The organism is Campylobacter sp. RM15925, assembly GCF_012978775.1.
Classification (GTDB): Bacteria; Campylobacterota; Campylobacteria; order Campylobacterales; family Campylobacteraceae; genus Campylobacter_A; species Campylobacter_A canis.
In genome coordinates this window covers 101,898-115,616 of the sequence record NZ_LIWP01000003.1, presented here as the reverse complement: position 1 = coordinate 115,616, position 13,719 = coordinate 101,898, and the positions used below count along the sequence as shown (strand labels likewise).

Below are 13,719 nucleotides of genomic sequence, written 5' to 3'. Positions count from 1 at the left end.
TCAAAATCCTTTTATCTCGTATTGTTTCATAGTCTCTTCTATGTTTTTTAAATTTTCACTACTTGGCGCACAAAGCGGCAGTCGATACTCAAGCGTTTCAAGAAGTCCCGCGATATACATAGCCGCTTTTATAGGGATCGGATTGCTCTCGCAAAATAGCATTTTATTGATATTGTAAAGCTTATCGTTTATCGCTTTTGCCTTGATATACTCCTCATCAAGCGCTAAGTGCGTAAGCTCTGAAATTTTATCCGGAAGCAAATTTGAAGTTACAGATATGACACCTTTACCGCCGTTTGAAAGGATAGGGTAGTTTATCGCATCTTCACCGCTTATGACGACCAAATTTGGCTCGTGGGCAAGCAGATCCACGCACCTATCGATACTTCCGCTAGCCTCTTTTACGCCAAATATATTTTCGCAATCCTTAAACAGCCTAAAAATAGTGCAAGGCAGGATATCAACTCCAACGCGACCCGGTACGTTATATAAAAGCACGGGAATTTCAACGCTGCTTGCTATGGTTTTGTAGTGCTGATAAAGCCCCTCTTGAGTAGGCTTGTTGTAGTATGGCGCGACCGAAAGGATACCGTCGGCTCCGTGCGATTGAGCAAATTGCGCAAGCCCGACAGCTTCGTGGGTCGCGTTACTGCCGGCGCCAGCAAGAACCTTTACCCCCGTATCCTTACAAGCGCTAACGGCTATCTCGATACAAATTCTATGTTCATCATGAGTTAGCGTAGCGCTCTCTCCGGTCGTTCCTACAGGCACTACGGCGTCTATGCCGTTTTTTATCTGGCGTTTTATGAGCTTTTCGTAAGCCTGCTCGTCTAATTTACCGTTTTTAAAAGGCGTGATAAGCGCCGTCATAGCGCCTTGTATGACTCTTTTATTCACTTTGTATCCTTTCTTAAGATTACCGTTGTGGAGGTCTTTTCGGTGAAATATCTTTTGCAAATTTCATTTATATCTTTAGCTTTTAAATTTTCTATCTTGCTCTCAAGTTCAAAAAGAGGCTTGATGTCTCCGCGAGCTAGGAAGCTTCCGTATAAATTCGCCACTCTTGAAGCGCTATCAAACGAATATACAAAATCAGACTTTATGCTATTTTTTATCTTAGTTATCTCGTCTTTATCAACTTTACCCGTCTTAACGCCCTCTAAAATAGCCTTTATCTCCTGCTCTAAGACTTCGGCTTTGACGTCAGGATTGCAAACGGCCATGATGATAAACAAGCTCTCGTCGATATTGTCCATATTGTAAGCGTAAATTTGATTTGCAAGGCATTTTTCATCGACTAAAATTCTATGCAAAAGCGAGCTTTTTCCGCTACTTAGATACTCGCTTAGAGCATTTAGACCGACTTGATCCTCGTGAGTAAAAGAAGGCACTTTAAACGCCATAGCAAGCATTTCGACCTCGCTATCTTTATAAATTTCAACCCTTCTTGCACCGTTTTGCTCGGGCTCTATGCAATGCAGTTTTGGTATCTCGCGTGAGTTTTTAATGCCCTCAAAGTGCTTTTTAGCAAGCTCAAAGGCTGATTTTTTATCTATATCGCCGCTTATTAGAAGTATCGCGTTTTTAGGTTGATAGTAAGTCGCATGAAATTCTCTTATATCCTCAATGCTCCAGTTTTTAATATCCTCGATAAACCCTATCGGCGTCCAGTGGTATGGATGATAGATAAATGCGCTATTAAAAAGCGTAAAATACAAAAACCCGATAGGTGAGTTGTCAGTTCTCCATCTGCGCTCTTCAAGAACAACGTCGCGCTCAGGCTGAAATTCCTTGTCTTTTAGGCTCAAATTTGACATGATATCGGCATATAGTTCAAGCGATTTATCTAAATTTTGCTTTGAGCATTTTACAAAATAGTGCGTATAATCAAATCCGGTGCTTGCGTTATTCATACCGCCAAAGCCCTTTACTATCTCGTCAAATTCGCCAGCTTTTAGGTTTTTAGTCGATTTGAAATTTAGATGCTCAAGCATATGCGCGATGCCGCTTTTGCCCATCACTTCATTTCTGGAGCCAACTTTATAAAAAAGATCCACGCTTATCACGCCCGAGCCTTTGTTTAGGGGGATATGATAGATCTCAAAGCCGTTTTTTAACTTAGTTTTTGAATATTTTAAAAGCATTTTTTACCTTAAATTTTTTATTTATTTTCTTACATCTACTCCGACAGCTTCGCTTATATGGGCAAATCCATCAGCTTCAAGCAGTCTTAAAATTTCTGAGTTTATCATTTGGCAAACAAAAGGTCCTTTAAATATAAAAGCCGTATAAATTTGAACCAAATTTGCACCCATTTTTATGCGTCTATACGCCTCTGCACCGCTATCTATGCCACCGCTTGCTATGAGTATGGTCTTGCCAAACAGCTCATCTGCAACAGCCTTAAAAAGCATTGCCGATTTTTCGGTTATAACTTTGCCACTGAGCCCTCCGAAATTTTGCAGATTAGGCGAATTTGAAAGCGAATAATCAACGCTCGTGTTGTTTACTATAAGCGCATCCGCTCCGTTAATAACGGCACAGGAGCAAATTTCTACAGCTTTTTCATAACTCATATCGGGAGCTATTTTAAAGATAATCGGCTTAGAAGTAAGCGGACGGATACGAGAAAACAGCTCTTTTATAAAATCTTCTTCTTGTAAAGCACGCAAATTTGGAGTATTTGGTGAAGAGACGTTTATCACGAAAGCGTCGCAAATTTCATTAAATTCCCGCACTAAATTTTCATAGTCATCTATGGCTTTTTCATTTGGAGTAACTTTGTTTTTGCCGATATTTGCAAAAAGAGGGATAACGAAAGGATATAGTTTTTTTACTCTTTTTGATACGCTTTTTGCGCCTTCGTTATTAAATCCCATCGCGTTTTGGATGCTTTCTTCTTCCACAAGTCTAAAAAGTCTTGGCTTGTCGTTTCCCTTTTGCGCTTTTGGAGTAATGGTGCCAAATTCGATATGCCCAAACCCAAGTGCGGTTAAAGGCTTTATCATTACTGCGTTTTTGTCAAACCCGCCTGCGATTCCTACCGGATTATTAAAAACTATGTTAAATAAATTTTGCTGAAGCCTTGCGTCATTTACCACGCACTTATTTGCAAGGAAGCTAAGAGAGCCAGGAAATACCGATGAAAGCGAAGTTAGCCCAAACTCTGCGATCTTGTGTGCAGTTTCCGGCTGAAATTTAAAAAAAATAGATTTTAGGGTATTATAATCCAAAATTTATCCTTCAATTTTCGCGAATTTTAGCAAATTTGAACTTAAATTAGCGATTTTCCTTTTAGTTTTTGATATATCTCGCAGCTATCGCTAAGCTCTTTATCGCTACCAAATCCAACTACCGTTCCGTCGCTTACAACGGCGATTTTATCGGCATTTTCAACAGTGCTTAAGCGGTGAGCTATGACAAAAATGATTTTTTCGTGCTGTAAATTTGCGATCGCATTTGAAATTTGTCTCTCGCTTTCGTTATCAAGAGCCGATGTCGCCTCGTCAAATATCAAAATTTGAGGGTTTTTATAAAGCGCTCTTGCGATTGCTATTCTTTGGCGTTGTCCGCCTGAAAGATTGGTGCCAAATTCGTTTAAGACGGTGTTGATGCCATCCTCAAGCGAAATAACAAATTCATAAGCGTTTGCCATTTTAAGCGCGTCTTTTACTGCCTCTTCGTCAAATTCTCGCCCGTAAGCTACATTTTTAGCTATCGTGTCGTTAAATATATAAACGCGCTGGCTAACAAGTCCCACGTTATCTCTAAGCGAAGCTAGATCAAATTCGCGTATATCGATACCGTTTATTAAAATTTGCCCGCTTTGAGTGTCGTAAAATCGCATGAGTAGATTTACGATAGAGCTTTTGCCTCCACCGCTTGAGCCGACAAGCGCTATCATTTGAGACTTTAAAGCGCTTAAATTTATGCCTTTTAAGACCTCTTTATCATCGTATTTTAGCCTGACATCTTGAAATTTTATAGATTCTATCACGCTTGGAATTTGCTTTGTGCCGCTTGTTATCATAGGCTTTTTATCAAGCAGTTCAAATGTCCTCTCGGCTGCCGCAACTGCGTCTTGAATTCTATTATAAAGCCTTGAAATTCGCTTTACCGGCGTATAGAGCATAAAAAGAGCGGTTAAAAACGAAAAGAAGCTTCCCATGGTAATCTGTCCGTCGATAACCTCCTTGCCGCCAATGATGACAACGGCTGCGACCCCGATACTGCCGATAACTTCCATGATAGGGCTTACCGATTCGTCTATCTTTACGCTTTTTAAATTCAGTTTGAAAAATTTATTATTCTCTTCGACAAATCTTGTATGCTCATAATCTTGCGCGTTGTTTGCTTTGATTATCTCGATATTTGTAAAAATTTCACTAAGGCGCGAGCTAATGTCGGATGTCTTTTCTTGAGCCGCTTTTGAAAGCTTTTTCATCCTTTTAGCAAGCAAAGATAGCGGATATATCGCTACAGGCAAAACAATAAGAGCAAAAAACGCAAGCTGGGCACTTTGATATATCACCACGCAAAGAAGCCCAAGTATCGTTATGCTTTCTCTTATCATCTCAGGAATCATTGATGAAACTATACTTCTAATGCGCTCTATATCGTTGATATTTCGGCTTATTAACTCGCCAGTTCGAAAGTCGTTAAAGAATTTCATATCCAAATTTAGCAAATTTGCAAGCAACTTCTCGCGAAATCTCCTTACTACATCTTGTCCGATGAAGGCTGTAAAATAGGCTTGCAAAAAAGTCCCAAGCCCTTTTAGGAAGTAAATCACGACTATCGCGTAAGGAAGCAGATATAAAAGCTCTTTATTTTTATCGATAAAAATTTTATTTAACACAGGTTCGATTACCCATGCAGACGCTGCCGTGCCGCCGCTTGCAAGCAGCATTCCAAGGATAGCCAGCGCAAACTGCGGTATATAGTCCTTAAAGTATGGGCTAAAACGCCTTAAGACATCTTTTAGATTCATCTTTAGGCTCATAATTTCTCCCACATCGTACCGTTAGGAGTATCCATAATAGCTATTTGCATATCCGAAAGCTTGGTTCTAATGGCGTCCGCTTTTGCATAGTCCTTAGCGGCTTTCGCCTCGTTTCTTTGGGCTATAAGCTCGTTTATAAGCGCTTTTTGCTCATCGCTTACGCCAAATTGAAAATATTCATAAACATCAACTTGCAATATCCCAAACACTCGCGCTATCAGCCTTAAATTTGCTAGAATTTCGCCCTTGTAAGCTTTATCTTTTGGATTTTGATCGAGTTTTTCGTTTGCAACCTTTACAAATTCATCTATCACGGCAAGAGCTTTTGAAGTGTTTAGATCGTCTTCAAGCGCGTATAAAAGCTCGGATTTAAACTCCAAATTCTCTTCGCTTAAATTCTCTTCGCCTACGCGCTTTTTAAGGCGGTAAATTTTATCAAGTCGCTTTTTGCTCGCAACTAAATCCTCATCGGAATAATTAAAATGCGCCCTATAGTGCGAACTAAGCAGATAAAACCTAAGCGCTTCGCCTAAATTTTCTTTAAGTGCCGACTTTACAAAAAAGCTGTTTCCAAGGCTCTTGCTCATCTTTTCATCATTTACTTTGATAAATCCGTTATGCATCCAGTATTTAGCAAGTGTTTTTCTCTCGCCACATCTGCATTGTGCCGCTTCGTTTTCATGATGCGGAAAGAGCAGGTCGATACCTCCTGCGTGTATATCTATCTCATATTTGCTGCCGCTTGAAAGGTGCTTTTTTATCATTGCCACGCACTCGGTGTGCCACCCCGGACGACCTCTGCCAAACGGACTTTCATACCATGCTTCGTCAAATTTCCAAAGCACGAAGTCTTTTTCATTGCGTTTAAGCTCGTTACTCTCCACGCGGGCTATATTTTCATTTGTTTCGCTCTTGCCGCTTAAGCTTAGATACTCGCTATCTTTTGAGGTATCAAAGTAAATCCCGTCACCGGAAATCTCGTAAGCAAACCCTCCGATAAGCAAATTTCTTATATACTCTATCATCTCTTCAAGTGTTTGCGTAGCCTTTGGCTCAATATCGGCTTCAAGCACGTTAAGAGCTCTCATATCGTCTTTATAGCTTTTTATATAACGGCTCGTTATAGCCTCTAAACTCTCGCCCGTTTCGCTCATCTTTTTTAAAATTTTGTCGTCTATATCGGTAAAATTCTTTACAAATCTGACATCATATCCAAGCTCGATAAAAACACGCCTAAGCAGATCAAAGCTAATCGCGCTTTTGGCATGTCCTAAATGCGAATCGTCATAGACCGTAGGCCCGCAGACGTAAATTCTAACTACGCCTTCATTAATCGGCTCAAATTTAACTTTTTCTTTTTTTACGCTATCAAAAATTTGCATCTATAAAATTCCTTAAAAATATTAAAATCAGAGCAAAAACGCTCAAAGCAACGACTATAACGCTTAGTCTTTTAAAGCTGATTATAGCTAAAAATTCCCTTGCACCAAAAGCTTTGATGTTTAAAGCAAGCAGCACAAAGCCTCCAAGCGAGCTGGCAAGTGCAAGCCCAAAAGCTCCATAAGGACGCATCAAGATCACTGCAATGATTAAATTTACACCTAAGCATATCATCGCGATTTTAGAAGCGATTTTTTGCTGAAGCTTTGCATAAAGCCAAAGCGAAAAGAGCTTACTTAAACCAAAAGGCAGAAGTCCTATCATGTAAGCTTGCAAAACTCTAGCGGTCTCATAAGTGCTTGTCGCGTCAAAACTTCCTCTTTCAAATAGCAGCTTTATGATAGGATGAGCCAAAATAATCCCGCCCAGCATAGCCGCAACAAGTAAGAAAAACAAAAACTCAAAGCTTTTATTCATCCATTTTAAAGCTTCTGCTTCGTTTTTAGCCTTGATTTGCTTTGTAATCTTTGGAAAAAGTGCGGTCGAAAGCGCGATGGCAAATATCGCAAGCGGAAGCTGAAAAATTCTGTTTGCATAAAATAGATAGCTTATACTTCCGGCGGCTAAAAAGCTAGCCAGCCAAGTATCCATAAACGAGCTTATCTGCATAGCCGAAGAGCCTAAAAGCCCGTGATAAAAATTTGTAAAAAATCCTTTGGAATTTGCTCTTTTGCCTTTTATAAATCTTAAAATTCCGCCAAAAAACAGCCTTGACATAGATGTCATATAAAGCGCTATAAGATGGGCTATGACTTGCAAAATTCCACCCGCCACCACGCCAAAACTAAGATAGTAAGCCACTATCTTGGGCTCTTTGCCTTGTGATAAAAAAAGCGAAGCAATCATGGCTAAATTTAAAAGCGCTGTCGAAAATGCCGTGGTAACGAAGTGCTGACGATACTGAAGCAAGGATGCTAAAAATGTAACTATATAAATAAGCGCCAGATAGTAAAAATTTATCTTTACTAAAGGCACTGCGTTAGCAATGTCCTCCGCACTAAGTCCCGTTGCGATTATTTTAGTAAATTGAGGAGCGAAGATATTTACAAGTAGAGTTAAAATCGCAATAAAAAATAGAAATTTGAAAAAAATTTCAGCCGCGAAAATTCCTTTTTTTTGCGCTTTCGTAAAATTTGGCAAAAAAGCTTGCGAAAACGCTCCTTCGCCAAATACTCGGCGAAGCAGATTGGGTATCTTAAAGGCTATAAAAAATATATCGCTATAAATTCCCGCACCCAAAGTCGAAGCCGTAAGCAGATCTCTAAAAAGCCCAAGAACCCTTGAAGTAAGTATGCCTACGCTGTTTGAAAAAAAACCTTTTATAAACATAAATTTCCATATATAAATTTAAGATACGAAATGATACGCAAATTTAGTTTTAAAAGACGTAAAACCGAGCCATAACTTTGTTTTAATCAAATTTTAGAGATAATAGGCAAATTTATGTGATTTATGAGAGTAATTTAAAGTGGAAAACAGTCAAAATAATCAACCGACTTATCTTGATCCGATAATAATGCAAACGCCAAATCCGTATGGAGAAATCCCGAATTTAGTAAGTAATTTTAACGTAGAAGTTAAATTTATAGATTTTAATATCATAACTTTTTTTACCGAGTATAAATTGCTCGGAGATAGTGAGATAAAGTCCGTTGAAGAGGATAAACTGGGTATCTTTGACGATGATAAATTTTACGTAAATCAGGTTGAAAGTATCAAACAAACTTATAAGGTGGAGTTTTTTGACATTAGAAAAAACAAGCCAAAACCGCTTCCAAATATCGCTTTAAACGTAAATAAAAATTTGACCAAGATAGTAGCTACCGTTTCAAGAAGCAACGATGTGGTGTATTTTAAAGATTTTGAAGCCAAGATGCGCGAATTTATATATAAAAAGCTCATCAAAGTAGGAATTTTAATCGGTATCAGAAATAAAGCCATGCAAGCCGAGCTTAGTAAAATCTCATCCATGCTTCGTATAAATGAGATCATAGACAAAGACTACACATTTGTAGTAACTTCGGGCATCGATCCTATAGAGGCTATTGATGACGGGCTCATTTATCACTATAAAAATAAGGTTCAAGGAGCGGATAATCAAGGCAAGATAAACTACGCTAACAGAGGATATTTGCTAGGAGTTGCCGAAAATGAGCTCGTAGCCGAATACGTAAAATCAGCCGTTGGCGAATCGGGTCGTGATGTAAGAGGAAATCTTTTATCCGTGGCTCAGCCTAGAACAAGCGTTTCAAAAATGCTTGAACATAGCGAAAATATAGAGGCTATAGAGGATGAAAAGGGTATTAAGTACTACTCTAAAAAAGCAGGCTACGTATGCGAAGAAAAAGGTGTTTTTGATATCAAAGAGCAACTTGACGTAAATGAAATTTCGTTTAAAACCACAGGCTCAATAGATACAGGGCTTGATAATAACGTAACTTTAAACGTGAAAGAAAGCGACGTTACAAAAGATGCTATAGGTGCTGGAATGAGCGTTGAGGCAAACGAGATAAACGTCCAAGGTAACGTAGCTCAAAACGCAACCGTAAAAGCAAATAAAATAACCATAGGCGGACAAACCCACGCCAAATCGTATATAGAAGCAAAAGAGGCTAAAATAGCCGTGCATATAGGAAGCTTTGACGGAGATTATGTCGAGATAGATCGCTTGGAAAACGGCAAAGTTAAGGCGAAAACGGCGGTAATAAAATCAATGCTTGGAGGCGAAGTTATCGCCGAGCGACTAGAGGTTGGCGTCTTAGCGTCAAATTCGACCATCATAGTTGCCGATATGCTTGAGATAAAGCAGCTTCGCGGAGTAAATAATAAAATTTTAGTCGATTTTAGCATGGTGAAAAATAGCGGAGACAAGATAAATGAATACATGGCTCAAATAAAAGAGATAAAAGAGCAGATAGCAAAGACTCCAAAGCAACTTGAGTCCAAAAAATGCGTCATCGAAGAAAATAGAGGACCGATGAATATCATCAAAGAAAAGATGCAAGAATTTAGAGCAAGTCAAAAAACACCGCCCGTAACATTCATAAAAAAGCTTAAAGAGTACCAGCAGCTTGTGCACGAGTACAACACTATCTTGAAAGATTTTCAGGAAAAAAGAGCGCGTATAGCCGAGTTAAAAGAGGAGATAAAGGATATCCAAGACGGAATTTTTAGCTCAAAAGTGATAAATCACAGCAACTGGCGAGAGTTCAACGAGATAAAATTTAAGCTTGTCGATCCTCCTAAAGAGATAGTTTATAATACTAGAGAAAACGAGATCGCAAGGGTTTTGATGATCAAAAAGATCGAAAACGAAGACGGCGAAGTTGATTATGCGATCAAAAAAAGCAACAACGTAAGAAAAGTTTAGAGGGCTAAATTGTTCAAGGCGTCAAATGACAAATTTTATAGCTATGATCTGCAAAAAGGCATCTTGGTTATAAATTTAAAAAACGAGTGGAATTTCAAACTTAAAAGAGCTGTTTTAAACTCTATTTCATCGCTTATATCCTCGCGAAAATACAAAAAAATAGTGCTTGATTTTAAAGAGGTAAAAGAGCTTGATTATGCGGTTGCGATATTTTTAAGAAACTGCCTTGCAAAAAGTCAAAAACAATACGAATTTATAAATTTAAACGAAAGTCAGCAGAGAATTTTTAACTCTATAAATAAAGAGATAAGTCCTGATATAAAAGCGATTTTGCAAACCAAAGAAGATGAAAATATATTTGCCGTTATAGGCGAAAAGATAGCTAAATTTTACTCTGATTCTATGATGTTTTTAGCCTTTTTAGGAGAGCTTTTGATGAAGCTTTTAAGATCGGTATTTGTGCCAAAAAGCATTAGGATCAAAGAAATTTTTACGTATTTTCAAGATGCGGGCATAAATTCCGTTTTTATAGTCTGTCTCACCTCTTTTCTAGTCGGTATCGTGCTTGCTTATCAAGGCTCAAATTTGCTAGAAAAATTCGGAGCAAGTATAATCATAGTCGAGATGATGGGTATGCTTACACTTAGAGAGGTAGCTCCGCTAATAGCCGCTATCGTCGTTGCAGGAAGGCTTGCTTCAAGTTTTACCGCGCAAATTGGCGTTATGAAGATAACCGAAGAGGTTGATGCTATGAAGACGATGGGGTTTGATCCGTTTAAATTTCTAGTGCTTCCTAGAGTTGTAGCCCTTATAATCGCTATGCCTTTGGTTGTGTTTTTAGCCGATGCGGCAGGGATTTTTGGCGAAATGGTCGTGCTAAATTCCTATCTTGATATAAGTTTTGGCGACTATCTAAGTCGTTTTCATCAAGAAGTTGAGCTTAGACATCTTTACGTGGGACTTATAAAAGCGCCTTTTTTTGGAGCGGCTATCGCTTTTATAGGTTGTATGAGAGGATTTCAGATAAGCGGCAGTACACAAAGTGTCGGGATATATACGACTATAAGCGTTGTCAATGCTATATTTGGCGTAATTATGCTTGATGCGCTATTTTCAATCATCTTCACACAAGTTGGCATATGAGTATCATAAAAGCGACTCAAATAACCACGAAATTTGGCAACAAAGTTATACATGACGGAGTAAATTTTCATGTAAATGAGGCTGAAATTTACGGACTTCTAGGCGGAAGCGGAACCGGTAAATCAACCCTGATGAAAACAATGATATATCTAAAAGAGCCAAGCGGCGGGCATATAAACATGCTTGGAGAAGATTTATGGGCTGCAAATGAGGATAAAAGGCAAGAGATAAGGCTAAAATGCGGAGTTATGTTTCAATTTGGAGCGCTTTATACATCGATGAACGTGCTTGAAAATATCTACATACTTCTAAAAGAATATAGCAACATGAGCGAAAAATCGATGAAAGAGATAGCGATGTTTTGGCTTGAAAAAGTAGGTCTAAGTCCAAGTGCGGCGCTTCAGTATCCAAGCGAGCTAAGCGGCGGTATGAAAAAGCGTGTCGCTATGGCAAGATCACTTGTGCTAAGTCCAAAAATTCTTTTTTTAGACGAGCCAAACAGCGGGCTTGATCCAATTAGCGCCAGAGCGCTTGACGAGCTGGTTGTAGAACTAAGAGATACGCTTGGACTTACCGTAGTAATGGTAACTCACGACATAGACAGCATATGCGATATACTTGATAGATTTTTGATACTTGAAGATAAAAAAGTGCTTTTTGAAGGAAATTTGACCGAGCTTGACGGACTTAAAAACAACCCTCTTGAAGAGCTGTTTAAGACAAGGAAACGATAATGGGAAATAGGGTGAATTATACGCTAGTAGGGCTATTTTTCGTAGCGGTAGTAACGGCCATAGGCGGATTTATGTGGTGGATGGGAAGCTATGGGGAGTCAAAAGACGCTTATAGGTCTTATTATATCCTTACGACCGATCTTCCAAACGGGATCAAAAAAGACTCGCAAGTAAAATTTATAGGCGTTGATGCGGGAATAGTAAAAAATATCAAATTTGCAGATCCTAAAGAGGCGATGATAGAGGTTGAGTTGCTAGTGCGAAAGGAACTGCCGATCAAAAAGGACAGCACCGCCATAGCGGAGAGTCAAGGGATTACGGGTATAAGCTACTTAAATATCCAAAGAGGCTCGCACCAAAGCGAAATTTTTAGCGAAAATGAAAAAGCCTATATCAAGCTTGAGGCAAGTCTGCTTGAAAAAATAGGCGGAAAAGCAAATGATTTAACCCAGCGTATTGAAGATACTCTTTCAAAAGTAAATAGAGTTCTAAACGAAGAAAATATCGACAAAGTAAGCTCCATCCTAAATTCGATCGATAGTATCACAAAAGAGATTGATGAGCAAAATATCGATATAAACGAAACCATAAAGCTTGCAAATGAAGCTATTTTAGACTTTAGGCGTCTTGTAAAGGCTTCTAGTAAGACAGTTGAAGCGATAAATTTCATTCCCGATAAGATAGGTAGCGGGGTAGGGGAATTTAAAAATCTTCAAGTGCTCATACAAGATAGGATAAAAAGCGGAGAATTTGATTTTAAAACAACCTTAAATTCACTATCAAGCGAGGTTAGCGAAACGATAATAGAGTTTCAAAAAGCCTTAAAAGAATTTAGGCAGACGCTTTTTAGACTAGAAGACAGACCTTATGAATTTTTCTTCAAGGACCCAAAAGAAGATAAGGATAAAAGATGAGAAATTTAATCTTAGCCGCCGTTTTGGCTCTAGGTTTTAGCGGGTGTGGAATCATAGCAAAAAGCGCGCCCGAGATAAGATATTTCACCCTTGCAAAAGGGGATTTTAAAATTTGTAAAGAGCAGGCGGATAAAAAGCAAATTTATATCGCTACTGTAAAATCCCAAGCCGCATCCGAAAGTAGAGATATCCTAGTAAGCGGCAATGACGGAGCAATTTATCCTCTTAAAAGCGCCAAATGGATAAGTCTTCCAAGCGAGATGATTTATGAGAGAATTCTCAACACTATGCACGCTAGTTGCCTTTTGCAACCTAGTTTTGATAAGACGAATTTAAATTTGCAAATTACTCTAATAAGCCTTGAAGCCGGCATCAAAAACGCTAAAATAACGCTTGCTTTTTCGCTTGTAAAAAATGGTCAAATTTTAAAAAGCGAGATAATTTCTGCAAGCAAGCCGATTAATTCAAATTTAGACAAAGATGTAGTAAACGGGCTAAATTTGGCTCTTGATGAGGCTGTGGATGAAATTTTAAAAAGGATTAAGGAAGTAAAATGATAAAAGCAATTGAAGGAATAATAACCAAAAAAGAGCCCGCATACCTGCTACTTAAAACCTCAAGCGGCGTTACATACGGTATAGTTATATCTCTTTTTTGCTCGGCAAAGCTTGAAAAAGGTGAAAAAGTAGAACTCAGCATAACTCAAATCATCAGAGAAGATGCGAATTTACTTTACGGATTTTTAGATGCAAGCGAGCAAAGAATGTTTGAGATGCTTATCAAACTAAACGGCATAGGCGCAAGCACGGCTATGGCGGTGTGCTCGAGTTTAAATCCAAACGCTTTTACAAACGCTATCTTAAACGGCGATGCCGACGCTCTTAAATCGGTTCCGGGCATAGGCGTAAAGACCGCAAGGCGTATCATAGCCGAGTTAAGCGATGCTAAGCTAGTAATCGATGATGCCATGCCAAGCCATCATCATGAGGCGATTTTAGCACTTGAGAGTCTTGGGTTTAAGCGAGATAAGATATCTAAGGTGCTCTCAACTTGCACGGCAACAAACGTAAGCGAGCTTATCAAAGAAGCTCTTAAAAAACTAGGATAAAGGATAGG

The 13,719-nt window shown here is 38.8% G+C and carries 12 protein-coding genes; 6 read left to right on the top strand and 6 right to left on the bottom strand.

The genetic code is table 11. The features are described from left to right. The 6 genes from dapA to murJ are packed head-to-tail and all read right to left on the bottom strand — an operon-like array spanning position 1 to position 7,771. Complete coding sequence (gene dapA / locus CDOM15925_RS02860; RefSeq protein WP_211436657.1) at positions 1-870, bottom strand: 4-hydroxy-tetrahydrodipicolinate synthase; 870 nt, start codon at positions 868-870, stop codon at positions 1-3. 23 nt (positions 871-893) lie between these two features. Continuing rightward, positions 894-2,144: a M16 family metallopeptidase gene (locus CDOM15925_RS02855; protein ID WP_169940886.1), complete on the bottom strand. Its 1,251-nt coding sequence runs from the start codon at positions 2,142-2,144 to the stop codon at positions 894-896. Positions 2,145-2,165: 21 nt separating this feature from the next. Continuing rightward, positions 2,166-3,233, bottom strand: a complete 1,068-nt coding sequence (locus CDOM15925_RS02850; RefSeq protein ID WP_169940884.1) for a quinone-dependent dihydroorotate dehydrogenase — start codon at positions 3,231-3,233, stop codon at positions 2,166-2,168. 41 nt (positions 3,234-3,274) lie between these two features. Next, positions 3,275-5,002: an ABC transporter ATP-binding protein gene (locus CDOM15925_RS02845; RefSeq protein WP_502707275.1), complete on the bottom strand. Its 1,728-nt coding sequence runs from the start codon at positions 5,000-5,002 to the stop codon at positions 3,275-3,277. Continuing rightward, on the bottom strand, positions 4,999-6,384 hold the full coding sequence (cysS, locus tag CDOM15925_RS02840) for a cysteine--tRNA ligase (protein ID WP_169940882.1): 1,386 nt from the start codon (positions 6,382-6,384) through the stop codon (positions 4,999-5,001). Before cysS ends, CDOM15925_RS02845 begins: the two co-directional genes overlap by 4 nt. Beyond that, positions 6,371-7,771: a murein biosynthesis integral membrane protein MurJ gene (gene murJ / locus CDOM15925_RS02835; protein WP_169940880.1), complete on the bottom strand. Its 1,401-nt coding sequence runs from the start codon at positions 7,769-7,771 to the stop codon at positions 6,371-6,373. Before murJ ends, cysS begins: the two co-directional genes overlap by 14 nt. 139 nt (positions 7,772-7,910) lie before the next feature. Here murJ and CDOM15925_RS02830 point away from each other — a divergent pair, with 139 nt between their 5' ends. Genes CDOM15925_RS02830 through ruvA form a run of 6 tightly spaced genes read left to right on the top strand, consistent with a single transcriptional unit; the run spans position 7,911 to position 13,711 of the window. Then, complete coding sequence (locus tag CDOM15925_RS02830) at positions 7,911-9,812, top strand: flagellar assembly protein A (RefSeq protein ID WP_169940878.1); 1,902 nt, start codon at positions 7,911-7,913, stop codon at positions 9,810-9,812. 9 nt (positions 9,813-9,821) lie between these two features. Continuing rightward, a complete protein-coding gene (locus tag CDOM15925_RS02825) occupies positions 9,822-10,955 on the top strand; it encodes an MlaE family ABC transporter permease (protein WP_169940876.1) in 1,134 nt (377 codons plus the stop codon). Then, positions 10,952-11,689: an ABC transporter ATP-binding protein gene (locus CDOM15925_RS02820; protein WP_169940874.1), complete on the top strand. Its 738-nt coding sequence runs from the start codon at positions 10,952-10,954 to the stop codon at positions 11,687-11,689. The genes CDOM15925_RS02825 and CDOM15925_RS02820 overlap by 4 nt, the downstream gene beginning before the upstream one ends. Next, the gene (locus CDOM15925_RS02815; RefSeq protein WP_169940872.1) at positions 11,689-12,603 is read left to right on the top strand and encodes an MlaD family protein; all 915 of its coding nucleotides are present in this window, start codon (positions 11,689-11,691) and stop codon (positions 12,601-12,603) included. The genes CDOM15925_RS02820 and CDOM15925_RS02815 overlap by 1 nt, the downstream gene beginning before the upstream one ends. After that, entirely contained in the window at positions 12,600-13,160 is a 561-nt protein-coding gene (locus tag CDOM15925_RS02810) for an ABC-type transport auxiliary lipoprotein family protein (protein ID WP_169940870.1), read from the top strand. The genes CDOM15925_RS02815 and CDOM15925_RS02810 overlap by 4 nt, the downstream gene beginning before the upstream one ends. After that, a complete protein-coding gene (ruvA, locus tag CDOM15925_RS02805; RefSeq protein ID WP_169940868.1) occupies positions 13,157-13,711 on the top strand; it encodes a Holliday junction branch migration protein RuvA in 555 nt (184 codons plus the stop codon). The genes CDOM15925_RS02810 and ruvA overlap by 4 nt, the downstream gene beginning before the upstream one ends. The last annotated feature ends 8 nt before the right edge of the window (positions 13,712-13,719 follow it).